This window comes from Gymnodinialimonas sp. 57CJ19 (assembly GCF_038396845.1).
GTDB lineage: Bacteria > Pseudomonadota > Alphaproteobacteria > Rhodobacterales > Rhodobacteraceae > Gymnodinialimonas.
The window spans coordinates 1,831,170-1,856,856 of record NZ_CP151587.1 but is presented as its reverse complement, the minus strand read 5'-3'; the positions used below and the strand labels follow the sequence as shown (position 1 = coordinate 1,856,856).

25 protein-coding genes are annotated in these 25,687 nt (G+C 60.9%); 11 read left to right on the top strand and 14 right to left on the bottom strand.

Annotated elements, in window-relative coordinates:
- Nucleotides 1–69: 69 nt before the first annotated feature.
- Nucleotides 70–912 (bottom strand): universal stress protein, encoded by an 843-nt coding sequence (locus AADW23_RS09130; RefSeq protein ID WP_341864190.1) that lies wholly within the window; start codon nt 910–912, stop codon nt 70–72.
- Between the two features lie 218 nt (nt 913–1,130).
- On the opposite strand from AADW23_RS09130, the gene AADW23_RS09125 reads away from it, so the two are divergent.
- The 5 genes from AADW23_RS09125 (at nt 1,131) to AADW23_RS09105 (ending at nt 5,678) form a co-directional block, all read left to right on the top strand.
- Nucleotides 1,131–1,946 (top strand): patatin-like phospholipase family protein, encoded by an 816-nt coding sequence (locus AADW23_RS09125; protein WP_341864189.1) that lies wholly within the window; start codon nt 1,131–1,133, stop codon nt 1,944–1,946.
- A 75-nt stretch (nt 1,947–2,021) separates the two neighbouring features.
- Entirely contained in the window at nt 2,022–2,330 is a 309-nt protein-coding gene (locus AADW23_RS09120) for an NADH dehydrogenase ubiquinone Fe-S protein 4 (RefSeq protein WP_341864188.1), read from the top strand.
- 180 nt (nt 2,331–2,510) lie between these two features.
- Nucleotides 2,511–3,224, top strand: coding sequence for an endonuclease/exonuclease/phosphatase family protein (locus AADW23_RS09115; protein WP_341864187.1), 714 nt, complete (start codon nt 2,511–2,513; stop codon nt 3,222–3,224).
- Nucleotides 3,225–4,772, top strand: a complete 1,548-nt coding sequence (locus AADW23_RS09110) for a phospholipase D family protein (RefSeq protein WP_341864186.1) — start codon at nt 3,225–3,227, stop codon at nt 4,770–4,772.
- A 51-nt stretch (nt 4,773–4,823) separates the two neighbouring features.
- Nucleotides 4,824–5,678, top strand: coding sequence for a Crp/Fnr family transcriptional regulator (locus tag AADW23_RS09105; protein WP_341864185.1), 855 nt, complete (start codon nt 4,824–4,826; stop codon nt 5,676–5,678).
- A 12-nt stretch (nt 5,679–5,690) separates the two neighbouring features.
- On the opposite strand, the gene AADW23_RS09100 is transcribed toward AADW23_RS09105, so the two are convergent.
- The gene (locus AADW23_RS09100; RefSeq protein WP_341864184.1) at nt 5,691–6,122 is read right to left on the bottom strand and encodes a CBS domain-containing protein; all 432 of its coding nucleotides are present in this window, start codon (nt 6,120–6,122) and stop codon (nt 5,691–5,693) included.
- 291 nt (nt 6,123–6,413) lie between these two features.
- On the opposite strand from AADW23_RS09100, the gene AADW23_RS09095 reads away from it, so the two are divergent.
- Entirely contained in the window at nt 6,414–8,105 is a 1,692-nt protein-coding gene (locus AADW23_RS09095; protein WP_341864183.1) for an alpha/beta-hydrolase family protein, read from the top strand.
- Between the two features lie 74 nt (nt 8,106–8,179).
- Here AADW23_RS09095 and AADW23_RS09090 read toward each other — a convergent pair whose 3' ends face one another.
- The 7 genes from AADW23_RS09090 to AADW23_RS09060 form a co-directional block, all read right to left on the bottom strand.
- Nucleotides 8,180–8,755, bottom strand: a complete 576-nt coding sequence (locus AADW23_RS09090) for a HupE/UreJ family protein (RefSeq protein ID WP_341864182.1) — start codon at nt 8,753–8,755, stop codon at nt 8,180–8,182.
- A gap of 84 nt (nt 8,756–8,839) precedes the next feature.
- On the bottom strand, nt 8,840–9,604 hold the full coding sequence (ureG, locus tag AADW23_RS09085) for an urease accessory protein UreG (RefSeq protein WP_341864181.1): 765 nt from the start codon (nt 9,602–9,604) through the stop codon (nt 8,840–8,842).
- 78 nt (nt 9,605–9,682) lie between these two features.
- A complete protein-coding gene (locus AADW23_RS09080) occupies nt 9,683–10,456 on the bottom strand; it encodes an urease accessory protein UreD (RefSeq protein ID WP_341864180.1) in 774 nt (257 codons plus the stop codon).
- Complete coding sequence (locus AADW23_RS09075; protein WP_341864179.1) at nt 10,434–11,105, bottom strand: urease accessory UreF family protein; 672 nt, start codon at nt 11,103–11,105, stop codon at nt 10,434–10,436. The genes AADW23_RS09080 and AADW23_RS09075 overlap by 23 nt, the downstream gene beginning before the upstream one ends.
- 15 nt (nt 11,106–11,120) lie before the next feature.
- Complete coding sequence (locus AADW23_RS09070; protein WP_341864178.1) at nt 11,121–12,830, bottom strand: urease subunit alpha; 1,710 nt, start codon at nt 12,828–12,830, stop codon at nt 11,121–11,123.
- Nucleotides 12,817–13,137, bottom strand: a complete 321-nt coding sequence (locus AADW23_RS09065) for an urease subunit beta (protein WP_341864309.1) — start codon at nt 13,135–13,137, stop codon at nt 12,817–12,819. The genes AADW23_RS09070 and AADW23_RS09065 overlap by 14 nt, the downstream gene beginning before the upstream one ends.
- A gap of 233 nt (nt 13,138–13,370) precedes the next feature.
- Nucleotides 13,371–13,673 carry an urease subunit gamma gene (locus AADW23_RS09060; protein WP_341864177.1) on the bottom strand — a complete coding sequence of 101 codons (303 nt, stop codon included), beginning with the start codon at nt 13,671–13,673 and terminating at the stop codon, nt 13,371–13,373.
- A 361-nt stretch (nt 13,674–14,034) separates the two neighbouring features.
- Between AADW23_RS09060 and gltS the strand changes: the two genes are divergently transcribed.
- Nucleotides 14,035–15,240 (top strand): sodium/glutamate symporter, encoded by a 1,206-nt coding sequence (gene gltS, locus AADW23_RS09055; protein WP_341864176.1) that lies wholly within the window; start codon nt 14,035–14,037, stop codon nt 15,238–15,240.
- 24 nt (nt 15,241–15,264) lie between these two features.
- Nucleotides 15,265–16,548 carry an MFS transporter gene (locus AADW23_RS09050; protein ID WP_341864175.1) on the top strand — a complete coding sequence of 428 codons (1,284 nt, stop codon included), beginning with the start codon at nt 15,265–15,267 and terminating at the stop codon, nt 16,546–16,548.
- Here AADW23_RS09050 and AADW23_RS09045 read toward each other — a convergent pair.
- Together AADW23_RS09045 and AADW23_RS09040 are read right to left on the bottom strand one after the other, a co-directional pair.
- A complete protein-coding gene (locus AADW23_RS09045) occupies nt 16,545–17,087 on the bottom strand; it encodes an HdeD family acid-resistance protein (protein ID WP_341864174.1) in 543 nt (180 codons plus the stop codon). The genes AADW23_RS09050 and AADW23_RS09045 overlap by 4 nt on opposite strands.
- Nucleotides 17,088–17,129: 42 nt before the next feature.
- Complete coding sequence (locus AADW23_RS09040) at nt 17,130–18,278, bottom strand: hypothetical protein (RefSeq protein WP_341864173.1); 1,149 nt, start codon at nt 18,276–18,278, stop codon at nt 17,130–17,132.
- Nucleotides 18,279–18,472: 194 nt separating this feature from the next.
- Between AADW23_RS09040 and AADW23_RS09035 the strand changes: the two genes are divergently transcribed.
- Nucleotides 18,473–18,820 (top strand): MliC family protein, encoded by a 348-nt coding sequence (locus tag AADW23_RS09035; RefSeq protein WP_341864172.1) that lies wholly within the window; start codon nt 18,473–18,475, stop codon nt 18,818–18,820.
- A 150-nt stretch (nt 18,821–18,970) separates the two neighbouring features.
- Here the strand turns inward: AADW23_RS09035 and AADW23_RS09030 are convergent, their stop codons facing one another.
- The gene (locus tag AADW23_RS09030) at nt 18,971–21,472 is read right to left on the bottom strand and encodes a cation:proton antiporter (RefSeq protein WP_341864171.1); all 2,502 of its coding nucleotides are present in this window, start codon (nt 21,470–21,472) and stop codon (nt 18,971–18,973) included.
- Nucleotides 21,473–21,815: 343 nt separating this feature from the next.
- Between AADW23_RS09030 and AADW23_RS09025 the strand changes: the two genes are divergently transcribed.
- Complete coding sequence (locus AADW23_RS09025; RefSeq protein WP_341864170.1) at nt 21,816–22,304, top strand: DNA starvation/stationary phase protection protein; 489 nt, start codon at nt 21,816–21,818, stop codon at nt 22,302–22,304.
- Between the two features lie 87 nt (nt 22,305–22,391).
- On the opposite strand, the gene AADW23_RS09020 is transcribed toward AADW23_RS09025, so the two are convergent.
- A complete protein-coding gene (locus AADW23_RS09020) occupies nt 22,392–23,222 on the bottom strand; it encodes a DUF3883 domain-containing protein (RefSeq protein WP_341864169.1) in 831 nt (276 codons plus the stop codon).
- 450 nt (nt 23,223–23,672) lie between these two features.
- Between AADW23_RS09020 and AADW23_RS09015 the strand changes: the two genes are divergently transcribed.
- The gene (locus tag AADW23_RS09015) at nt 23,673–24,320 is read left to right on the top strand and encodes an outer membrane beta-barrel protein (protein ID WP_341864168.1); all 648 of its coding nucleotides are present in this window, start codon (nt 23,673–23,675) and stop codon (nt 24,318–24,320) included.
- 153 nt (nt 24,321–24,473) lie between these two features.
- Here the strand turns inward: AADW23_RS09015 and AADW23_RS09010 are convergent, their stop codons facing one another.
- Nucleotides 24,474–25,673: a Zn-dependent hydrolase gene (locus AADW23_RS09010; RefSeq protein WP_341864167.1), complete on the bottom strand. Its 1,200-nt coding sequence runs from the start codon at nt 25,671–25,673 to the stop codon at nt 24,474–24,476.
- Nucleotides 25,674–25,687 lie beyond the last annotated feature (14 nt).

Genomic DNA, 25,687 nt, shown 5'->3' with positions numbered 1-25,687 from the left:
TGCGACCGCCACCCTACGGCCGCCGCCTATCTGTAACTACTGGAACAGGCCCGGCAAGTGCCACCGTCTTCAGAGAGGGGTGACAAGGACGTCGCAAGGCGGCTCAGTCAGGAGGTCTTCTGCCGTGCTCCCAATCAGCGCTTTGGACAGCCACGATCGCGCGTGGGGCCCGACGCTGACAAGATCTGCCCCCATGCGCCGTGTCGTTTGTTGCAGAACTGCGGTGGGATGGCCCTCGACCAGCACCCATTCAACCGGCTCCGCGATTGCCAGATCGTTTTCGAACGCTGCCATTGGTTCCTTGAGTTCGGCCTCTGCACGTTGCGCGTCCTTCATCGACACTTCACCGGAAGCGGTGGTGTTTGCGGTGAGCATCTTGAACGGAATGTGATACGCATTCACCAAGGTCAGCTTTTGATCGGCGGCCAGCTTCGCAGCCAACCTCGCTGCGTTTCCGGAGCAAACCGAGAAATCCACGCCAACCACAGGCCGCTCATATGCGCCACAGACCGGAGCGGCGACCACCAGTGTCGGAATTTGGCTGGCGGCCGCAATCCGCGCGACCGTTGTGCCGCGAAAACGCTCCAGCAAACCAAGAGCGCGTTGTGTTCCCAGCACGATAAGATCGGCTGACTGTTGCTCGGCGAACGTCAGGATCGCGGTCGACGGATCACCCAGCAGAAGATGGATATTGGTGTCGATATTCGTGAAAGCATCCTGCTTGGCGGTTTGCCGGGTCAACAACGCTTTGACACTGTCGCGCTGCAAATCCACCACCGATTTGGGCAGTTCATCGTCGATAACGTGCACAATATGCAACGCCGCCGAGAACTGACGGGCTAGGTTGGCCGCCCTGTCGATCGCACGGTCGGACCGCGCGGACAGATCGATGCCGACTACAATGTTGCGCATGGTGGATCCCCTTATACTAAATAGCGATGTTACCGTCCAACATCGCGAAATCCCTTGATCTGGATTAAATCAAAGAATGCAGTCCGTCGCGCGCGACCCGTACCAATGGCGAATGACCTTGTCGTGGTGACCACAAGGGACGTTAAACAGTAGACCGTGGCACGACCCGGCCTTAATCTGAGAATCAAATCTCAAAGACGCGGGCGCGGGGGCAGAAAATGAAGACCACGACACTCGTGCTGGGGGCCGGCGGCGCCCGTGGCGTTGCCCACATCCATGCGCTGCGGGCCTTCGACGACCTTGGCATCAAACCCACACTTATTGCCGGGACGTCCATTGGATCCATCATGGGGGCGGCCTACGCGGCCGGCATGTCTGCGGACGAAATCGAAGATCATATCATGGAGAGCTTCAACGACAGAAAGCGGCTTGTAACCCAAGCGTTCAAAGTTCGGCCAAATAGCGTAAAGAGTTTTCTGGCCGATGGCGGTTTGCGCTTGGGGGAGTTTAACCTTGAGACCATCTTCGAGGTTTTTCTGCCCAAGACCATTCCCCAGCGGTTCGATGATCTGTCCATTCCGCTGAAAGTCATCGCGACCGACTACTACGCCGCCCGCACGCAGGTGTTTGACGCCGGGCCGCTGCGCCGCGCTCTCGCGGCCTCGTCTGCGATTCCTGCCGTTTTCCTGCCCGTCAACATCGACGATCGCTATTTCGTGGATGGCAGCACGACCGACCCCTGCCCTTTGACATACGTCCAGGGCACCGGTGACACGGTCATTGCCATCGACGTGTCCGGCGGCCCAAGCGGCGATTCAGCGGAGCGGCCGAGCAAGGTCGAGGTCATGTATACGACCGGCCAAATCATGCAGCAGTCCATCACTCGGGCGCAAGCGGCGCAGTATCCGGACACGCAGGTGTTACGCCCCCCCGTCAACAACTACCGCGCGCTAGATTTTCTGAAAGTCTCGGAAATACTGTCCGAAACGGAGGGGCTGCGAGAACTGGTGAAACGACAAATTGATCCGCGTTAATGCGCCCGATCGCCCTTCGCGGCACTGTGCGGGTTGCAAGGAAAGTATCCTCTGTATCAGCCACGGAGATTTCAAATGTCACAGATGAAAGGGCACAACCGTCCTCCCCTTCGGCCAACGCTGCCGGGCACGGACTTGACGTCCACCGGTGTTCCCACCGCCATCATCTACCGTCCTGCAAAAAGTGCGACGCAATCGGGGCCTCGACCCGATCATTGGCTGCTGAAATTTGTGCCCGCCTCCGGCTCGACCCTGGAGCCGCTCATGGGGTGGACCTCCAGCGATGACCCGTATCAGACGATCAACCTGAGCTTTCCGGACCGCGAAAGTGCGATTGCGTACGCCGCGGACAACGACTGGAGGTACCGCGTGACGGATGATTAGCCCCGCGACAGCAGCAAGCGCGACGGGCTTGGCGTGATTGTTCTAGGCGGCACACCAGCGTACAGCTTTCAACGGCTTTCTACCTTGGGTACACAGGTTTTGGGGGGCATAGCCCCTGCCAATACCTTATCCGCCGACACGGCAGCGAGGCGCTGACCCGGGTTAACAAGGGGCCGATCATTGACCGAATTCACACTGGCCAGCTGGAATATCCGCGCGGGCCTGGGCCGTGACCTGAAGCGGCGGCCCTTGCGCACGATTGAGGTGCTTTCAGGTTTGGATGCGGACATCTGCGTCTTGCAGGAGGCGGACTTCCGTCTCCATCCACGGCCCGCCGCGCTTCCCATCACCGGCGGTCGCGTTGGTCCATTTGATGTGGTCGATCTGACGCCAACCGGCGTAGGGCTTGGCTGGCATGGGATTGCAGTCCTCAAGCGGCCGTCCGTGAAGGTGGAGGCAATCACGCGCATCGACCTGCCCGCGCTTGAGCCGCGCGGTGCGGTGATCCTTGACGTAACCATCAGCGACAGCCCCCTTCGCGTCGTGGGCGTGCACTTGGGTCTGCTGCGGGGCAACCGTCGCAAACAGATCAGCCATATTGCAGAGCGATTGGCCGGCATGGACGCGCGTCCGACCGTCATCGCCGGAGACTTCAATGAATGGCGCGACCGCAAGGGGTTTGAGACCTTGCCCGACTGGCTGCGCATCCATAGCCCCGGTGCAACCTTCCCGGCGGGCCGCCCGTTCCTGCGGCTCGACAAGCTTGTCCTCAGCCGCGATGTCTGTGTTTTGGCCAGCGATGTGATCGGCCACCCTGCCGCCAAGATCGCCTCGGATCATCGGCCCATCCGCGCGCAGTTCCGCATCAGCACCAAATCGAACGGGACGCGTTGAATGATCTTGGGCCTGCTGAAAATTCTGATTGCCGCGTCGGTCCTCGTCGCTTTGGCGATCATTTTGGCGCGGCTCGTGTTCCGCGCCCCGCGCCCGCACACACGGCCGATATGTAACGCCCTGCCCCCCGCCACGACCGGGCCCTTGGCCCGGACCCTAGTCGCGCAACAAGGCGCGCAAATACCTGGATCAAGCGGCATCGCGCCGTTGGAAGACGGCATGGAGGCCTTCGTCACTCGCATGGTGTTGGCCGGCGCGGCGACGACTGCCATTGACGTGCAATACTACATCTGGCGCGATGATATGACCGGGCATCTGCTGCTCAAGGCGCTGTTGCGCGCGGCGGATCGCGGGGTGCGGGTGCGGATCCTTCTGGACGACAACGGGATCGACGGCCTTGATGACGTATTGGCCAGCATGGACGCCCATCCCAATATTGAAGTCCGCCTGTTCAATCCGTTTATGCTGCGCCGCTTCAAGCGTCTGTCCTATGGGTTCGACTTTTTCAGGCTGAACCACCGGATGCACAACAAGGCGTTCACCGTCGACGGCCGCGCAAGCGTTCTGGGCGGCCGCAATGTGGGAGACGAGTATTTCGGCACCGGGGTGAACCCGTTGCAGATTGATCTTGATGTGCTGGCGATGGGCGACGTTGTCTCGCAAATCTCCGATGATTTCGACCGATACTGGAACGCAGCGCCGGTACATGAGGCGTCGCGCATTCTGCGCAAGATCAAACAGCCGGATCTGTTGGCGTCACGCTTGGATCGGTTTGAAGACACGCCTCAATTTTCCGAGTACCGCGGCTATCTGGAAAGCTCGGAGCTTGTGCCAAAGCTGATGCAAGGAACATTGGCGTTGGAATGGACGCGCGCTGAGTTGGTCAGTGACAACCCCGCAACGATCTTCGACAAGGTGCCGAAAAAGCATCTGTTTACCAGTCGCCTGCTGGATGCGGTCGGCCCGATAACGCGTCAATTCGATGGCGTGACGCCCTATTTCGTACCCGGTGCGCCCGGCGTCGGGGCCCTCGCAAAGCTCCGTGGCGACGGGGTCAAGATCCGCATGCTGACCAATTCTCTGGAGGCCACCAACATGCTTCCCGTTCACGCGGGCTACGGCAAACGCAGAAAGGACCTGTTGCGCGCCGGTATCGGTCTATTCGAGTTGCGCGCCCATGCGGCGGGGCCGTCCGAAGACGACAAGCTGCCGCGCCTGGGTTCATCCGGATCAAACCTGCATGCCAAGACCTTCGCCGTCGACGGCGCGCGCATTTTTATCGGCTCGTTCAATTTCGATCCACGATCAGCCACGCTCAATACTGAGATGGGGCTGGTAATCGAAAGCGAAAGCATGGCCAGATCGTTGCATCGTGCCTTTGACCACGGCTTGGGCGGGCTTGCCTGGCAGGTGAGGTTGGATGGCGGCAAGCTGGTATGGGCGCATCCGGGTGATCCCGTGGTCACGCGGCAGGAACCGGGCACGAACCTGGCCAATCGGCTGGCATTGCGCGTCGTGGGATGGCTTCCTGTCGAGTGGCTTCTATAGCGCCAAATCCACGCCCCTACCCAAAACCCACCACCTTGCCGGTGCGCCTCAATGCTGACTGTAGATCGTCCGCCTGCGCGACATGGTGCACTGGCAGCGCACCTGATACGTTACTCGCGGTATGGCCACGCAACGGAAGTCGCAGCAGGCGGTGCAAATATTTGGAGAAGGCACAATATGCGATCTCACGGCAAGCTTTTGAAGCTCCCCTTCACCAAAAACCCCCCAGCCCTCGTTCAGGCATTTTTGCAAGCGCGTCCAAACGCGATTATCGAGGTCGCGCACAAGGGCAAAACGTTGGTTCGGGAAGACGATTTTGCCGATCATTCCATGCTCTTTCTAGAAGGCTGGGTTGCGTTCTCGAAAATGCTGCCCGACGGCGAAACGCAGATCATAGACGTTATGCTGCCGGGAGATTTCGCCTTGGTCGGCGCGGCGCGCGCGCCCGTCGCCGCCTGTTCTGTGGAAGCGTTGAGCGATGTGCGCAACATCAACATCCGTCCGGGCGATCCGAATGGCCCCGAGCCTGAAATGGCCGAGTTGCGGGAAATGCTGTCGGCAGAAATCGTCAGGACACAGTCACGCACATCGGAACTATTGCTGCGTTTGGGACAAAGCTCCTCTGCCAATCGTATCGCTTACGCCCTGCTGGAATTCTATGTGCGGCTGGAAGCGGTTGGCCTTACCGAAGGGGCCTGCTTTGATTTCCCCATGACCCAGCACAAGATTGGAGAATTCACGGGCATGACCAACGTTCATGTCAGCCGCACGATGCGGCGCCTGGAGCGGGACGAGATTATTTCTTATCCCACTCCGGGCCGTATTACGCTGACGGATCTGGATAGCCTGTGCGACATCGCTAAAATTGACCTGAACGCATTTCGGCGTGAGATCCTGATCCAGTAGAGGCGCCCGCATTCACAGCGGTTCGACAATCTCGCCAAGGGTTTCTCCGGCGAGCAATTCGCTGGCATCTCGCGCGATGTCACCCAGGGTTATGATGCCCACCAGTTTACCTGACTGGGCAACAACGACGAGCCTGCGAACCTGCGCGTCAGACATGATATGGGCGGCGTTTTCGACTGTTTGCTCGGGCGCACATGTCACCACGCCTGCGGTCATGATCTCTGCAACCGGGGCATCTGATGCCACCTTCGTCGCCCATCGGGTGACGATATCGCGGTCCGTTACCATTCCAACGGGGCCTGTGTCGTCGCAGATCGGTAGTGCGCCGATGCCCAGTTCCCGCATCAAGGCAGCGGCCGCGCGTACGGACGTGTCAAGACCTGCGGTGGTGACCGGCGCACTCATGACACGAGCGACCAAGATATCTGGGTAGATACAACGCATGATGGTTTCCTCATGGGCGAACCTACGCAATGGTTGAGCGGTCCATTTTAACGCAGCGCAATGCCGGCCCTCGCAATTTGAGGGCAGTGACCCGTTCCAGCCCTGCTCTGCCTGGGTTCGGCCTTGTCTTCAGGAGGGCTAGGGCGCTCAATATCCCATCGAGAATGCAATACCTTTGAGGATCACATGCCACATGCCAATTGAAACACTGGTGCCTACGGACACGCCCGTCCCCTCGACAATGATCGCACGTGCGGGTGGCACAACGCCCTATTGTTCGGAGCAGGTCATATGACGGAAGGCGGCGCAATACGCGGACGTGGGTGGTTCGAGCGGACCGGGCTCTATGCCATGCCCCTCTATCTGGGAATTCTGTTTCTCGCGGGGTCGCTGACCCCCAGCCTGATACCGCGTGATTGGCTTGTTCAGGGAATTCTCGGCGGGCTGGTGATGGCGGTAGGTTATCTGATCGGACGCTTCGCCATCGCGCTCTGGCGACTGCTGGAATTGCCAGAGGTCCAGGGACGGCCGGCGGTGTGGGCTCGTGGTATCCTGGGCGTGCCGACGGCGGTGGTGCTTGCCATCTGCCTTTCGGCGGCAAGGGGGTGGCAAAATAGCATTCGTGCGCCGATGGGGATGGAGTTGGTGGAAACGTCCCATACACCTCAGATGCTGGCACTGGCGGTTGCGGTCTTCATCTTTCTGGTCCTCGTGGGGTATCTGCTGCAATGGGTCTTTAACCGCGTGAGGTTGCGTCTTTATCGCTACATGCCCGCCCGCACGGCAGATGTCGCTGGCTTTCTTCTGACATCCCTGATCCTGATCGTTCTGGCCCGTGACGGCGTATTGAACCGTGTGATCGACGGACTGGACAGCTCTGTAACCCTCGCCCAACGCTTGTTTGACGATGCACCGGCCCCGCCTCGGGCGCGAAACCTGACGGGTGGGGCAGCGTCCCTTGTGAATTGGGGCGCGCTCGGCCAACCCGGTCGCGATTACATCCTCAATGGCCCCACCGCGGGCGATATCGCCACCTTCACCGGCCGCGACGCACGAACGCCAATCCGTGTCTACGTGGGCCGCGCCCAGGCCGACACGCCCCAGGAACGTGCCGATCTGGCGCTGGCAGAGTTGATCCGGCAAGGCGGTTTTGATCGTGAGGTCCTGATCGTCGCCATGCCCACCGGAACCGGATGGATGGACCCGGGCGCCGTTGATCCGGTGGAATATATGCACGGCGGAGATATCGCGACCGTCGCGGTCCAATATTCCTACCTGCAATCCCCCCTCGCGCTCATCCTTGAGACACGAAGCGGCCTTGACCAGGCGGAGGCGTTGATCAGCACCATTCATACACACTGGCGCACCCTTCCCCGCGACGCGCGTCCGCGGCTCTATATGCACGGGTTAAGCTTGGGGGCCTGGTCCTCCATGCACGGTACAGACCTATTTACGCTTCTGGATGATCCAATTGACGGCGCGCTATGGGCAGGCCCCCCGTTTCCATCTGTCCGCTGGCAGCATGTCGTCGCATCGCGCAATGCTGGCAGCCCGTTCATCGTGCCCCTCCTTGGGGACGGGCGCTTGATCCGGTTTGCCTCCCACTATCAAGACGCCGGCGGCTCCGAGGGTTGGGGCGACATGCGGATCGTCTATCTTCAGTATTCCAGCGATCCGATCGTGTTCTTCTCGCCCACTTCTTTGTTTAGCGCCCCGCAATGGATGCGGGAAGCGCCCGGCCCCGATGTCTCGTCGCAGATGCGTTTCATCCCCGTCGTCACACAGCTGCAACTCGCCGTGGACATGGCGCTGGCCAATACCGCACCCGATGGCCACGGCCACGCGTATTACGCACCCGATTACATCGGCCCGTGGGTTGCCGTCACGGACCCGGCGGATTGGACCGAGACGGATACGACACGGCTGATCGCCCATTGCGATGCAGGCTTTCAGCAGGGATGCGGCCACGTTCGGACAAGATGAGGGCTGTTCCAAACACTGCGACGCCTCACGCGGGGGCGGAGGCGTCGCAAGACTTGTTGAGAATCGACGGCTTCTCAGCCCGCTACAGCGATCCAGACACCGCCAACCACGGTCGCCCATCCCAAGCCCTGCACAAGCTTTGATCCGGTCAGAACATGGCCCGCAGCCACTGCAATGGCAACACCTACGCCGTGCAACAGCGCCGTTGCCACCGCAAAGCCAGCTCCAAAGCTAAGCGCCGCCGCGGCCCCCAACTCTCCCCCATGGGCATAGCCATGGAACAGGGCGAACATGCCGACGATGCCTGAAACCGCCGCCACGGGAAGACGCAACGTCAGGGCTACTGCAAGCCCAAGTGCCAGGACGGAGACAAGGATCATCGGCTCCACAAGGGGCAGGCCGAAGCCCATCACTGCCAAGGCGAAACCGGCAATCATCGCACCAACGAAGGCTGTCGGAAGCGCCCAAAGCGCACGGCCGCCAAGCAGCGCAGCCCAAAGCCCGACCGCGATCATGGCAAGGATGTGGTCGAGGCCGAACACGGGGTGAGACAGGCCCGCGGTGAATGATCCGTGCTGCGCAGGGTCCAAGTGTGCAAGCGCCGGGGTGGCCCCCATCATAAGGACCGCAGCTGGTGCAATTCGTTTCATCGTAAGCTCCTTTTCGGATCAGTTTCGGTGACGTTTCAGATGATGGTGACGCGCCGTCTTGCGTGGCGTCGCGGCGCTGGCGTTTCAGCCATGGGAATGAGTGTGGGTATGCCCGTGTTCGTGCCCATGCCCGTGTTCGTGCCCGTGTTCGTGCCCATCGTCATGGGCGTGGTGGTGCGGCGCCATCGGACCCGGATCTTTGGGCGTGTGACCGCCAGAGGCATAGGTCTTGTGCAACCCGCGCACCCAATCGCACAGTTTCTGTGTTGTCTCGGGCAACTTGCGCGACAGGGCCAGAACGGGGTTGCCGTCCCGCGCGTTCGTTGCATCCTCGACCATCTGGTCGACGTCCACGTCCACATGTTCGCCCAGATCGATCTTGTTGATTACCAACAAATCGGCGCCGCTGATCCCAGGCCCCCCCTTGCGCGCCACGTCGCCACCGCCGGCGACATCCAGCACGAAGATCTGCGCATCGACCAGCGCCGGAGAGAACGTCGCCGTCAGGTTATCGCCGCCGCTCTCCACCATCACGATATCAAGCGGGGCGAAGTCGCGCTCCATATCCTCGACTGCAATCAGGTTCATCGTCACGTCGTCACGGATCGCCGTGTGCGGGCAGGATCCGGTTTCCACTGCGCGAATCCGCTCCTCTGGCAGAACGCCCGCGGATTTGAGAAAGCGGGCGTCCTCATCGGTGTAGATGTCGTTGGTGATCACGCCGAGGGCGAATTCATCGCGCAGATGCCTGCAAAGTGTGGCGATCACCGAGCTTTTGCCCGTGCCCACGGGGCCGGCAACACCAAGGCGCAAGGCGCGGGTCTGATTTGTTCTTGTGTCTTCGGTCATTGGTACGTCTCCATTCGTGTCAGATGGGCCAAGGCGCTTTGAGTTCTGTCAGGCCTTGGGTCAAACGTTGGCGTAGCGCTAGGCTGTCCGGAGCCACAGCCCCGATCGCGACACCGGGTCCGGCCAGCGGCGTAAGGGCCGCCTCCGGGTGATAGGGGTTGCCGTCAGGGCGTTTGGGGTCCAGTCCGGATTAACGGCGAGGATGGAGCCAACCGCCCCCCTGCCCCCCAAGACGGCAGCGCCGTTGCAACCGTCGGCCGCGGGTCCAACTTTCAGGTCTTGGTCATAGAGGGCGGCCCCATCACGGGTGATCCGCAAACGGCTGGCGAAATCCCCCGGCGCTTCCTTGTGGCGGCCCAACAACATTTCCTCGCGCAGAATCATCCGCGCCGTCGGGGCCAAGGCAATGCGCACGTCATGGCGATGATTGCACCGATGCGCGGCAATGATCGGCTCTGCCCACCAGAAAAATGTCGCGCCGTCATCGACAGTAATTCTAACGGTCATCTGCGACTGCCCACCGCCCAGACCGGGGAGAACCAGCATGTGCGAAACCTCGGTCAAAACCAGCGTGCTGCCTGCACCCACGTGGACATCCAGCCGATAGTGATCGCCGCCAATTGGCCCCGCTGTTCCCGCCGCCAACGCCACGCGGGCCACGTCGCGTCGGTGATGGGTCAACGGCTCACGCGCTTTGGGATTACAGGGGCGCAGAACCAACGGGCCATCATTGCGGAGTGTTTTGACACGGCTGGTCAGCGCACCGGGTGCCGGTTCAGTCGCCAAAACCGCATGGGCGGACATCGCACCGATTACGGGATTGGACGCTTTAGGAGGCGAAGAGTCGTACATCGGACCTCCGGTGGTGCTCTGCGGCGATATCCGACAGGGGCGATCCACCAGCGGGCAGATCGGCGGGGTCACGGTCGGCATAGGATGCGGCGGTGTCGGCAAGACGGTCCAGCCGCGCGGTGGCACGCGCAAGGATGGCGTGGACGTGAAACGGATCGACACGCATTACCTTGGCCGCCGCCGCAGCCGCGCCCGAGTTGTTTTCATGCAGGATCGCAAGCGCCGCGTCACCGGGCCCTAATCCAAGAGCCGCCGCCGCGACCCCCATGACGATCGGCTGATGAGGCATATTGCCCAATTTTGCGTAATCGGCATGTGGATGGATGCTCTCCATCGCGCGGCGTAGTTGCCGCCCCAGATTGCGCGAGACATTGCGCAATTCGGGCGATGGGATGCGCGCGTCCAACTCGGCTTCAAGCAATGGCATCTCTGACAGATCATCGCGCACGGCCCGTGCACAGGCCGCCGCAGCAAACGCCGCCGCGATCAGTCCCGCCGTTTCCGCTCGGCCGATCAGGAACTGCTCTAGCCCCTCCATATCGGTAACGCGCCCCGCCGTGACGGCCGGTTCCAGCCCGCCAGAGTGCGCATATCCGCCCGCAGGCAGACGACCATCCGCGAGCAGCAAAAGTGCCGCCTGTTTCCCCATCCCCGTGCTCATGGCTCAGAACAGGAAGTAGCGCTGTGCCATGGGCACTTCGGTCGCGGGCTCATGATCCGCAATTTCACCATCAATCTTCACCGAATAGGTATCCGGATCGACCTCGATATTGGGCAGGGCGGTGTTCTCGGGCATGTCTTCCTTGCCACGTCCCCTTGTGCTCTCGATGGCGACGAACTTGCGATTGGTATTGATGCGATCGGCCAAACCGTCGTCGATGGCCGCTTGTGAGACAAACGCCAGAGACGTCGCGCCCGAGGCGGGCGTGTTCACGTTGAACCCCGTGCGCTCCATCACCGGCTGTGGCGTCGGGATCGAGGCGTTCGGATCGCCCAAGGCCGCTGTCGCCACCATGCCGCCGGTAAACACCGTGTGCGGGCGCACGCCGAACAGCGCCGGTTGCCACATGACGATATCAGCCTTCTTGCCGACCTCGATGGACCCGATTTCGCGTTCCATCCCGTGGGCGACTGCCGGGCAAATGGTGTATTTCGCCACATAGCGACGCGCGCGATGGTTGTCGGCGCGGTCATCACCCGGCAAGGAGCCGCGCAGCTTCTTCATCTCATGGGCGGTCTGCCAGGACCGCATGACCGTTTCGCCGATCCGGCCCATTGCCTGGGCATCGGACGACATGATCGAAATCGCCCCCATATCCTGGAGGATGTCTTCGGCGGCGATGGTCCCCGCACGCACGCGGCTTTCCGCAAACGCCAGATCGTTGGGAACCTGGGGGTTCAGGTGATGGGCCACCATCACCATGTCCAGATGCTCGGCGATTGTGTTCTTCGTGAACGGCCGCGTCGGGTTGGTCGAGGCCGGCAGCACATTACGCTCCCCCGCGATGGAGATGATGTCAGGCGCATGCCCACCACCTGCCCCTTCGGTGTGGAACGCGTGGAAGGTTCGGCCATCGACCGCTTTCAGCAAATCTTCGACAAATCCGGCCTCGTTGAGGGTATCGGAGTGGATCGCGACCTGCACGCCGGAGTCCTCGGCGACTGACAAGCAGGCGTCGATCACGGCAGGCGTGGCGCCCCAGTCTTCGTGCACCTTGAAGCCGCCGACGCCGCCACGCAACTGCTCCCACATCGCCTCTTTCGACATGGTGTTGCCGCGCCCCAAAAACAGCACGTTGACAGGCCAGGGGTCGAACCCTTCCAGCATCCGTTCCATCCACCACGCGCCGGGTGTGGCGAGGGTGGCCTTGGACCCTTCGGTCGGCCCCGTGCCGCCACCGGTCACGGTGGTTACCCCGGACGCCAAGGCGATCTGCAACATCTGAGGGCCGACGAAATGCACGTGGGTGTCGATGGCGCCGGCGGTGGCGATCAAGCCATTGCCCGCCATGATCTCGGTCGAGGGCCCGATGACCAGCGCCGGATCGACACCATCCATCGTGTCGGGGTTGCCCGATTTGCCGATGCCCACGATACGCCCGTCGCGCACGCCGATGTCGGCCTTGATGATCCCCCAATGGTCCAGAATGACCGCGCCGGTGATGACCAAGTCAGGTGTGCCCTCGGCCCGGGTGTGTGACGACTGCGCCATGGATTCGCGTATCGACTTGCCGCCGCCGAATACGGATTCGTCACCGCCGCCGGAGCGGTCTTCTTCCACCTCGATGGTCAGGCAGGTGTCGGCCAGACGAATGCGATCGCCCTTGGTGGGGCCGTAGGACGCCACATATTCACGACGATCAATCTTTTGCATTGTCTAGCTCCCCGCCACAAAGTCCACGTAGTCCCAAAACGATGCGCTTGCCCTGTATCGGGATCAGGTCGACTTCTTCCACTGCGCCCGGCTCAAACCGTTCTGCGCCCCCAGACAGCACGGCAAGCCGCTTTCCCCAGGCGGCATCGCGGTCAAATTCCAGCGCCGCATTGACCTCGGCAAAATGGAAATGCGATCCGATCTGAATTGGGCGGTCAGACGTGTTGGCCACGCGAATGGTTGTCACCTCAAGACCCTCGTTGATGATAACGTCCCCCTCTCCGTAGAGGATTTCTCCGGGGACGATCGGATCGCGCTCTGTGTCGAGGGCGTCCTCGGATTTACGCCGAGGCGCTTGCCGGATGCCGCCGCCGGGACGGCGCGGCGTACTTGGTCCGCTGACACCGGATGATTTGGTTTGTTCGGGCGCGTCGGAACTCGTCTGGTCATAGTCGCGACCAGGATCATCAGACCGGTGTTTCGCTTTTGCGGAATCGGCGTGGTCCGACACAAGTTGTGCGAATGGATTGAGTTTCTTGGTCATCGGATCGGCTCCATCACTGTCACGAGTTTCGTGCCGTCCGGAAATGTCGCCTCGACCTGCACCTGCGCGATCATTTCAGGAACGCCTTCCATGACATCTTCGCGGCTCAGGACGTTGCGGCCCGACTCCATCAGGTCGGTCACGGTTTCACCGTCGCGAGCACCTTCCAGAAGGAAAGACGTTATGATCGCAGTCGCCTCGGGAAGGTTGAGCTTCAGTCCCCGTTCCAAACGTTCCAGCGCAAGTTTACCGGCGGTGTAAATCATGAGCCGTTCTTGCTCATGCATACTGAGTAACATCGGCAGCCCCCTCTTTGGATCAATCAACTATTTCTGACAGTGACACTTTTCTCTAATTTTGTCCCAAGTTAATGCGCTGGCGATTCCCAAGATGCCGGTGCCGCATTTTCGCTGACCGCCGGGAGTTGCCCTTTTCCCCTGGACCGCATCGGGGCCAGTGGCAGTGGTCCACATATTCTGAAGCACTGGGTAAGGTTTTTGCCTCTGCCTTGGGATGAATGTGCGCGATCCGCCATTCGCCGCCCCCGATACGGGCCGCAAACCGTCGTTGCGACGTGGTGTCGGTGCGCATTGCCCCCTATGCTGGCAGTCGCCATAGCGCGATGGCAACGCCAATCCCAACGCCATTCCGGAGACCTCTTTGCAAATTCTTGTCCCTGCATTTGCCTCTGTCACATTGGGAATTACCGTGTTTTTCGTGGGCGCGTTTCTGACCCGCTCGGTCGGTTTTCTGAAAGACTACAATATCCCCGAACCCGTGTCCGGCGGGTTGGCCGTCGCCACGTTGACGTGGATGTACTTCTATCTCACAGGAGACCAGATCGTTTTTGATCTGGCGGTCCGCGACTATCTTTTGGTGCTGTTTTTCGCGACCATCGGACTAAATGCCCGCGTGGCGGACTTGCTCAAGGGGGGACGGCTTCTGATGGCGCTTTTAATGCTGACCGTCGGGTTCATCGTCGCGCAAAACGCCGTTGGTTATCTGGGCACGGTGCTGTTTGACCTTCCCACTCCGATCGCAGTGCTGCTGGGCTCGGCTGCGCTGATTGGCGGCCACGGCACCGCGATCGCCTGGGGCCCGCAGATCGAGGCGACCACCGGGTTTGCCGCTGCCAACGAGATCGGCATCGCGACGGCAACGCTTGGCCTTGTACTTGCGGCGTTGATCGGTGGTCCGATTGCAAAACGTTTGATTGACCGGCATGGCCTGGAGGGCTCCCACGACACGTCCCCCATCGTCGGGTTGGAATTCAAGGAGAAGGGAGAGGCCCCCGATCTGGTCAATCACATCAGCCTGATGCGGTCGACGCTGGCCGCCCACGTAGCCATCTTGTTGGGCTATTTCCTGCATGACGGCTTGGACGATGCGGGCCTGAAACTCCCACTCTTCGTGCCGTGTCTGCTGATGGGCATCGTTATGTCCAACACCCTACCCTACGCACTCCCTCGCCTGACATGGCCTGCGGGGAGCAAGGCGCTGGCAATCATTTCAGACGTCAGCCTGTCGGTGTTTCTTGCCATGTCATTGATGAGCATGCAGTTATGGACACTGGCGGAGCTTGGCGGGCCACTTGTCGCCGTGTTGGCGATGCAGTTGGTGCTTACCGTCTGCTTTATCGGCTTCGTCGTGTTTCGCGGGCTCGGTCGCACATACGCCGCCGCCGTTCTCAGCGCAGGATTTGCGGGGTTTGCGTTAGGGGCCACACCGACTGCCATCGCCAACATGTCGTCCGTGACCAAACGCTATGGCGCGGCACCTTTGGCCTTCATCGTGCTGCCGTTGGTCTCGGCGTTTTTCGTTGATTTGGCCAATGCCCTTGTCATCCAGCTCTTTATCGGCCTCTGAGACACCAACAGGAACAAACTCGCCATGCCCCAGCTCCACCTTGTACAGAGACTGTTCAACGCGCTCGCACCCGACACCGATGGTGATGGCGGTCTATCGCAGGCCCAAGCCCGGCATGAACCTGCAAACTTTCTGCGCCATGCTGGCGCCTTGTCGATGACGAAAATCGCCGATGGTCTGATTGATCCGAAGCTGGTGTTGTCGTGGCTGCTCAGCCATCTGGGCGCACATGGGTTTTTCGTGGGCCTCCTCGTCCCGATACGCGAGGCGGGCGCGCTTCTGCCGCAACTGTTCACCGCGCCGCGGGTTCAAGCCATGGCTCGGCGCAAGTGGGCCTGGGTTGCGGGGAGTATCGGACAAGGGGCCGCGATGGCTGGTGTGGTCCTGACCGCCCTGACCCTTTCGGGTGTTGCCGCAGGCATCGTGATCTGTTCGCTGCTGGCGGTTTTCGCCGTATCTCGCTCCATCTGCTCGGTCAGCTACAGTGACGTTTTGGGCAAGACGGTGGGCCAGACCAGGCGCGGGGCCGCTACGGGATCAGCGACCTCGCTGGGGGCCGGCGCCGTCGTCATCTTCGCGCTGATCCTCATGTCTGGGTGGGGGGACCGAGCCGTTATCGTTCTCGTCGCGCTGGCCCTCGCATCAGCGCTTTGGTTTTCGGCGGCAACGCTGTTCTCCACCCTGTGGGAAGAGGCCGAGCCGGGCACGACCGACACGCAGGCCTTGGACCAGTTGGACATCCTGCGCCGCGACCCGTTGCTGCGCCGTTTCATTCTTGTGCGCGGGCTTTTGACGTCGACGGCGCTGGCCCCTCCTTACATCGTTCTGCTGGGGGCCGAGGCCGGGCAAGCCACCTTCGATCGCTTGGGCGCACTCGTGCTGGCATCGTCCATCGCATCGCTGGTCAGTTCGTGGATCTGGGGCCGGATGGCAGACAGATCCAGCCGACGTGTGCTCATGGTGTCGGGTATCTGCGGGTCTTTGGCCCTGCTTGCCGCAGTGCTTATGGATCTGACGGAAATCTCGGATCAGATTTGGGCTTTGCCCATCGTGCTGTTTGCGCTGATGATCTCCTACCATGGCGTGCGTCAAGGGCGGGTCATCTACCTTGTGGATATGGCACCCGAGGATCAACGCGCGTCTTACACGGCGATTTCCAACACCGTGATCGGCGTGGTTCTCTTGGGATCGGGCCTGATGGGGGCGCTGGCCGCGCTGATCGGGGCGCAGACCACGCTTGTGATTTTTGCGGCAATGGCCGCCGGGGCCACGCTGATGGCGCGTGGCCTCAAGGAGTTTGGGGACTAAACCGCCCGGCGCAACCGCAAGGACAGCAGGATGAACAGAACGCCAAAAGCGATGGCCCAGAACCCGATGATCCACGCGATGGACACCAACCCCGCGTGGGGCAGCGCCACAATGGCGACACCGAACGCGATGGACAAAAGGCCAGAGACGACAAGCAGCCACTCCCCCTCGATCTCTTTGCGCAACTGAACCGCAAGGAGGATGCGCAAGGCGCCCCCCAGTATGGACCACGCGGCCAGGAAGACCAGCATCACGAGGGCCGTAATCCCCGGCATGAACAGCATCAATCCGCCCGCCACAATCCCGAGTAGCCCGTCCAGAAGGCCAAGCCACCACTTATCCACCTCATTTCGGAGCCGTATCGCATCAATCGTGCTGAAAACCCCGTCCGCCAGAATGTATGCCCCGAACAAGATTACCAATACTGACAGTGTCAGGACCGGCCAAACGAACGCCATTAGGCCGAAAACGATGGCCGCGATCCCGCGCAGCAGGACCAACCACCAGTTGCGGGCGAAAAAATTCAAAGTCGTATCCATGATGTGTTCCTATGGTTGGGTCCGGCTGGGGGCACCCCCCCCTTAGAACCGATAGATCGCGGCAAGTCCGGTGTCGGACGGCATGCGCTCAGGCGGAACAATCACCACCTCACCACCGGTTTTGATAGTCCGCTCGCTCAGGTCATCCAATACGTCATCGACACTGGGATCCTCAAGCCGGGCGAATTCAATGAACCCGGTCTTCGCGTTGACGTGCCCCGGAACGACACGGTCGGCGTCCAGCAGCAAGGTCTCGATCCGCCCTGCTACCGCAGCTTTGCCGATCTCTGACAGGTCCGCGCTGCCACGTTCTGTGGCCGCTGCGGCTTCGAACCGTTCTACAAGGTGGTCGAGCCGCTCCAGGTAAGTTGGCAGTACGATATCCCACGCCCGCGCACGGAGGTCTTCCAAAGAGACAGAGGCAGGATCCACGTCTATAGCCTGGGCCATCAACAAGGGGTTATCGCTGACCTCGCGGAACAGGTGGTGATGCTCGGGCAGCGCCGCGAGCAACAAGGGCATACCGGTTGGGCGGGAATAGTTTCGCGTCACCGCCTCGGCCACGGCACGGAAGAACTGCTGGGTCTCGTTATCTGCAAGGTCTTGCCGCACGTCCGTCCCGTGCCGGGTGATCTTCCCCGTGCCGGACGGGCCATGGCTGCGCTTCGTTCGCTCCGGCTCCCCGGCAAAAGTACCGGTCACGGCCTCGATGCTCGCAGGGAACCGGTCATCTGTCGGCATCACATCGACGGCAAATCGGTTGCCTTCGAACAGTGTGGCAGACCGCCGGTTGAGACCCAGAATGTGATAACGGTCCGACGATTGCAGCACTCGGACCAAGGGCTTGGTATGGAAGCTTTCGGCCACAATCGCCCGCTCCGGCACCGAGCGTTGCAGGTTATAGATCTTGAAGACATCGGCGGTCGCAAAGACAGCGATCCCGTCGAGGGTGTGTTTCCAGAATTGTGAATCCTCAGCCAATTCAACGAACGGGCGCAGCAAGGCGGCACTGTCCTGATCCGAGTATTGGCGGGCAAGCGATTGCGATAGCTCCTTCACCAGGTTGCCGAAGCGGATCGGATCCTGTTGCCTATCGGGGAAACTGCGGTGGGTCGGCTGGTAAAGCGACAGGCAAGGTCCATCGCGTTCAGCCAGCAATACAGATTTGTAATCATGTTCAAGTGTGGTCATCTCAAGCCTCCAATCCGTCCGGGCGGTTACCTTGAGAGTCAGCGCTCACGCTGGAAACTGTAAGGTCCGCGGATGTTCTCGATTGCGTTGAGAGCAGGATATCTGCGACTGTTTCGCGTGCATTAATCGGGGTTAACACGGGGCACCGCTTTTGCTGGTCTGAAAGACGAAACCAACTTTGAAAGGACGACAAGATGCGACATCTGCTACTGGGGTTGATCGTGGCGACAGGGCCGGCGACAGGGGCGCTGGCGGATACGTCGCTTTCCATCAACATCGAGCTTGAGGACGCGCTGGTCACCACAACCTCCTACCAGTGCGGGTCGGAGGGGGCTTTGACCATCCACTACATCACAACCAATGACGATATCCTTGCACTGGTTCCCGTCGACGATGACCCTCGTGTGTTCGCAGGCGTGGTCTCGGCTTCGGGGTCACGCTACGTTTCCGGTCAGTTCGAGTGGTGGTCGCATGGCGCCGAGGGCACCCTGCGTAACGTGATCTCGGAAGAGACGCTTCTGGATTGCACCGCCCCGCAATAACCCGGCGGTGCGCCTCTACTTTGCTGCGACCGAACCCCGCCCTTGCGGCTCGGCGCGCTTGGCCCGGCACTCTCCCAGCAACAAAATGGCGGGGGTCAGCACAACTGCGATGACAAGGCCGCCCGCGATGGCCGACGCTGGGTGACGGTTTCAGATCTTCGTGGTCAGCTGTTCAAGCGAGATACCGCGAATACGCGCGCTCTCGTGCACAGCCCGTTGCAGGGCGGTGCTGCGCTTGAGCAAGCGCAAGAACCGATCCTGATCCAGAACCAACAGGGTCGACGGCGCGATTGCGCGCACATCTGTGCGCAGCGGTCGTTTCATCAACAGGCCCATTTGTCCGAACATGTCCCCGCGCCCAAGCCGCCAGGTCTGGCCCGCTGCCGCAAGTTCCACCGCGCCTGACGCCACGAAATAGACGCTTCTATTGGTATTCTCCCGGCGCAAGACCATGTCGCCCTCGTCGACGTACCGCGTAACCAGCGCTTTGGCCAAACGGTGCAGAACGGCATCGTCCATTTCTGCGAAAAGCGGGAACTGGCGGACAAGCTCGGTCTTCTGCACCGCAAGGTCCAGCCGCGGCGCAGCCTCTGCCTCGTCGCGTCGGCTGCCCACATCCTGGGTCAGGGCGCTATGCACTTCCTCTCCGATCAGGCCGTCCTCCAGAAGCGTGTCGTACTCGCGTTCTTCCAGCCGCAGGGCCGTGCGCCGGATGATGCGGCGTTCCATCTCCTCGGCGTAACCAGGAAATTGCAGACGCAAGCCTTCCAGGGCCTGTTCGACCGCGTCGATCCGATTATCCAGCATCGTGTGCAGAAGCTCGGCCACGCGGCGGCCGTGAATGCGGCGGATGCGCCCGTCGATGAACCCGTGCAGGTCGCGCAGGATCAGCCGTTTCGACAACAACAGCCCGAAGCGTGTCGCGGTGATGTTGGCAAGCGGTGTCGAGTATCGCAGGCGATTGTGTAGCCGGAACGCCAATCGCAGCCCGACCCCCTGCCCCAGAGAGCGGCGCGCCGCCTCTTTGTAGCCACTGCGCCCCGAGAACCGGGAGGCCTCCATCAACGCGTCTGCATCCGACAACAGACGCTCGGACAAGGCGGCGGAAATTGTTCGCTCCCTGAACCGCCCCAGGATCGCGTCCCTCTCTGCACTGGCCAGCGCGATCAGGCCTAGGCTGATGCGGTCACGGTCCAGCACGTCCGTGTTGGCCTCGGCCGATCTGACGGCCACGCTCAGGCGTTCACCAAACTGCTTGGCCTCGTCCCGGACGGTCTCCTTCGTCAGATCGTAGTTTTCCGTGACGCGTGACATGTCCTCGCGCACGGTTTGAAGCGCCACGGCGATCACCTGATTGTAAAGTGCGCTATCGAGCGGTGACAGCTTGTCCAGACCCAGCCGCTTGATCACCCAGCGTAGCGTCGTGCCCTGCACCAGTAGCGTGAACAAAGTGAAGCCCGTGGCAAGGATCGCAACTTGTCGCTTGGTCTCCACCGGGACCGCCGCGCTTTCGGTGACGGCCAATGCCAGCGCCAAGGTGACAGCCCCCCGCAAGCCCCCCCAGAGGATCGCCACGCGGAAGGGACGCTCCACCACCGGCGAAAGCCTGAGCCGTGTCAAGACAGGCAGCACCAGGTACAGGATCAACGCGCGCGCTACGATGGCGGCGATCACGACCACGACGATCAAGCCCAGGTCCCGCCATGTTACCGTCTCCAACATGCGTGGAATCAGCAGCGCTGCGAGGACGAAGATCAACGCGCCCGCCCAATGTGCCAACAGATCCCAGACCTCGCGCAAGTTGATCCACGTCAGCGGCGGCAAACGGCGCGGCCCGGTAAGTTGAAGGGTCATGGCCGCCGCAACGACGGCAATCACGCCAGAAGCCCCGACGCTTTGTTCCGCGAATATATAGGCAAGGTAGGGCAACGCGATGGAGATCGAGATCACCGCAAGCTCGTAGCGGCCAAACAGCGCCATGATCCAGATCGCTATGCGTGCGGCGAACCAGCCAACAGCCGCACCGCCCAGCAGCAGGACAGGAAACTGCGCCAGTGCGCTTTGTACAGACGGGTCCGGCACGTTCGCCATGACGAACTCCAGAAACAGGGCCGCCAGCGCAATGGCTGCGGCGTCGTTCAGTAGGCTTTCACCTTCGATGATCCGTGCAAGCCGTCGCGGGGCCGAGATGGACCGGAAGATGCTGACCACCGCCGAAGGGTCCGTTGTTGACACAATCGCACCGACCAGCAGGGCCGCCGAAAGGGTCAGCGTGCTCACCAGCGCCAGCGCGTAGCCGACAACGAACGTCGCCACGAATACCGCCACCACCGCCAGTACCAGGATCGGGACCCAATCGTCCGCCATTCGGCGAAGGTTCAGACCGAGCGTGACCTGAAAGACAAGGGTCGGCAGAAATACATAAAGGAACACATCAGAACTGATCGGGAACGCCAGAATGGCCTCGGCCACCGGGTTCAACGCATCGGTCAGAGGCGTGAAAAGAAAGAAGCTTGCCGCAACGCCAATCAGGATGCCGAAACAGGCAATGATCACGGCAAAGGGCAGTCGTAGATAGGTCGCCAAAGGCTCCGCCGCGCCAATCAGCAGGAACAAAGAAGCAATGATCGTGGTGACGAGGATGATGTCCATGGGATTTCATCTAACAGGTATTTAAAATGAGGTCAGTGGCGCAGTTGAAGTTGCAGGCACGGTCACAAGTCAATGCGCCTGAAGGGACCTTTCAGGCAAGCAGTCAGACAGGCAATCCCCGGCCAAAATGGTGCGGCAAACACGCCCTCTTGCCTCGCCTCAAACGACTAAAACCAAGAAAGCTTTACCGGAAGGCTCCCGCACCGGGCCTTGCAGCAGGCTGGCTGATTGCCTCATCGCCGCGCGTCCCCGAGAAGGCCAGGCTTAACGCGGGTTAATGCGCCCGCCCGCGCGTCGGCTACCCATAGCGCAGCACAATTGAAAATGCTGGGAGGACGTCGCCATGACAACAGAACTGAACCGCAACGCCGAGGACGCCGTCGCAGATATCTCCAACGTGAAATCTGTGACTGATGCTTTGTCGGAAGTCCTGTCCGACACCTACAGATTGATATTGAAGACCCAGACCTACCACTGGAACGTGATGGGCCCCCTTTTCCACCCGGTCCATGTCATGACCGAGGAGCAATATACCGACATGTTCGCGGCGGTGGATGAACTGGCCGAGCGGATCAGGGCTTTGGGCAAGCCCGCCGTTGTCAACCCGACGGCTCTCTCGGCAGGCCCCGACGGCACGCATCCCGATGCGACTTTGCCCGCGACCGATATGGTCAAGGATCTTGCTTCGGATCACGAGGCTCTGGCCCGCCGCCTGCGGGCGCTTGTCGATACGGCCGAGGACGCGCGCGATCCGGTCACCGCAGACTTGGCGACCGTACGCGCCACATTCCACGAAAAAGCAGCCTGGATGCTGAACGCCACTGCTGCATAGCGTGGGTTAGCCCCCGGCCCGAACAACAACATCAGGCCCGGAGGGAATAGCAATTGTTGATCAAGGACAGTTCTTGAATCTTTGGCCTCAATGAAAGCTGGCCTGAAAACTCGTGGCAGTCAGCGACACATGGGCGTCGAGCGGCGGGCGCAGTTCAAACGCCTTCGGCTCCCGTGAAAAGTGATAGAGCCGCATGAGGCACCAGTCCGCCCGCCGTTCGTCGGCGACAGCCAGCTCATTTCGCGAAATATGGAATGGTGTGCGTTCCCAGCTGTTCGTCGTCTTCACTTCGATCAGACGGGGCCGACCATCCGGCGCATAGCTGGCGATATCATACCCAGCGCCATCGCCATCCTCCTCCGAGACCCATCGCACTTTTGACGCAAGATCAGAGCGTCCGGCACCAGCCAGCACCGCTTTCTCATGGGCCAGCGCACGTTCCTCTCCCGCCCGGCCAAGCGCGCGGTTGCGCTCGTCACGCTCCGCCACATCGAATTTGCGGGCGGTGGAGATGGTTTTCTCTAGCTCAGGCGGGGGCGGCTGGTTGCTCAGCGTCGGGGGCGATCCGATCCACAGTTGAGCCGCCTCGCGCAGACCCATCACGGGCCGGTCGGGAATGCGGGACAGCCAGCCGGGGTTGATGTCCAGCCAACGCGCCACCGCGTCTTCCAGTGTGCCCTGATAGTTTTGCGCAGGCTTGTAGCCGGGGATCCAGTCCTCTCCGAGGGCCCTGAGAACCGCGCTGATGTTCTGGTGCTTGAACTCGATCGAACTGCGGTTGCGCTCGATCCGGGTTTGAAGATCGCGATTGTGCGCGGCTTTGTTGTAGGACTGGCCAGCGAAGTCCGCAGCCAGCATCGCGAAGTAGTCCGCAACGATCAGGTCGTTCTCTGCATCTGTCCAAGGCCCGGTCGGCATGTGGCCAGGCTAGGCACGCGAAAATCATTTGTCATCAAGAGTTTCGTGCCGGGAATGGAAGGCAAACCCAGCCAAGAATTCCGCCGGTCTGCGCTGGCATTCCAAGCAACACGCGGACCGAGCGTTCCGCCCAAGTTGCCATCGCTTTCTTTCGGAACGCGCAAAGCGATTTTGGCGGATCTCGGATGCAGTTTTCGGAAACAGAACGAAAAAAGGACCGAACCGCAACAGCCGCAGTTTACCCGAACTGAGGCTGAGGGCCATTCTGTGCCCGTCCTCGGGCGGGCAACGCGTCTACGGGTGGGACCCCTAAATCTCTTTAATAACATGGCAAACTACATGTTGCGCCGGCACCACATTTCTCAGGCACATGAGAGCTCGCGTGCCTGAGATGATGAAAGCAAGGCGTTACGTTGTATGGTCATGGCATTAAATCTTAGGGGGATTCTTATGCTGTATCATCGCATTGCCGTTGCACTCGGGGTCGCTGTGGCCACTGTCAGTTCCGTTCAAGCCGAAGACACGCATTGGTCCGGGTTTTACGCGGGTGGCGTCATTGGGTACGGCTCGGGCGCGGTCGAGCAAACGGATACCTTTGCAGCCCTTGAGAATACCGTTGACATTGATGGCGTGGTCGGCGGCTTGTTTGCCGGATACAATGAGCAAAACGGATCTACGGTTTATGGCATTGAAGTCGATGCTTTGATTTCAGGCATCGAGGGAACGTTGCCAGCTAGGTCCGGTCGAACCTGCTACGGCGGCCTGCCGGATTGCCATCAAAGCATCCAAGGACTTTATTCTGCCCGAGCGCGCCTCGGTGTCGACATGGGCGACCTATTGCTATTCGTAACCGCAGGGATCGCGGGCGCCGAGATTGTGGAAGATACCGGAAATTCGAGCACTGACATTGAAGGTTTTGAGTTTGGCTGGGTCATCGGCTTGGGTGCCGATTATCGAGTATCGGACGACTTTTCCCTCCGTGCCGATTTCCTGTTAATGGACTTTCCGAGCCAAGTTAGAGACCGCGGAAGCGCCATTGGCACTAACGAAACTGAAACGCTGGGGGTACTGCGCATCGGTGGTGCGTTTCACTTCTAGCCGCGAGGCCGATGGCGGATCCTTGCAGCAACCTGATACTGCCATGATCCGCCGTTGGGGGCGATCCGAAGCCTGCGCCGGGTGCGTCTGCGTCAAAGCCATGGCATCGGCGCTGTGGTTTCTGCCAAGCCGCAACCACAGCCTCCATTCCTGTCAGGCTGATATCCGTGACACGGCGCGCGCCAGAACTTTCAAGCCGGCGCTAAGGTCAGCCTCATCGGTGTCTTCATCAAAAGCGTGGCTTATGCCGTTGATGGACGGAACGAAGAGCATGGCGACCGGCATCAGGCGTGCCACGTTGGTCGCGTCATGGAGGGCACCAGAGGGAAGCACCCCCCAATTACCCGGTGCGACGTCCTCGGCTCCGGCTTCGAGAGCGCCGCGCAGATTGTCGTTCATTGTCTCGGGTTCAAGCCCAAGAAGGTCACCAAACTCCACAGTCAGGCCCGTCCGGTCGGCGATCTCATCGGCCGCAGTGCGGATGATTTTCTCCATTCTATCCAACCGGTCCGCATCCCCGTCGCGCCATTGCATGGAAAACGTGGCACGGCCGGGCACGATAGACGAGGCGTTGGGATGCAGCACGGCATGGCCAATGGTCCAAACTGTGTGCGGTGTGACAACGTTGGCGAACCGATCGTTGATTTCTGCATTGAATGCCGACAGGGCCTGAAACGCATCCCTGCGCAAATGCATCGGTGTGGTGCCAGCGTGGTTTTGCTGCCCATTGAACGTGATACGCATGTCACGGATGCCAACGATATCGCTGACGACGCCGATTTGAGTGTTTGAGCTGTCGAGGGACGGCCCCTGTTCGATATGCATCTCGATGTAGCCGGTGAACTGTTCCGGGTCCACGAACCCCGATGAGAGGTCGGCCATCCGTGCGCGCGCGTCCGCGAAGGTGAGGCCAGTATCATCGGTCAGTGCATCGGCCGTTTGCAGATCAATCTTGCCGCCCCAGACCGCGCTGCCGGTCAGGACGCCAAAGCGCCCCTCCTCATCCTGAAAACTGACGACAGAAACGGACGGCCCCCCCGCTTCCTTCGCCGCGCGCGCGACTTCAAGCCCCGCAATCACCCCCAGGGCACCATCCAACCACCCGCCCTCAGGCTGGCTGTCAGTATGAGAGCCGAGAAGAATGGAGGGGCCGTCGGCCAGACCGAAAAGGTTCCCAACCGGATCGAAATGAACCCGCAGGCCTGCGTCTTTCATCTGTTCGGCCAGCCATTTCCGGGCGGCGATGTCGGCATCAGAATAAGCAGGGCGAATGACGCCCTTTCCGATGCCCGATGCACCGAACTCACGCAGCTTGTGCAAGTCACTCAAGAAACGCTCTGGATCAATTTTCATGTACTGTCCCTTTT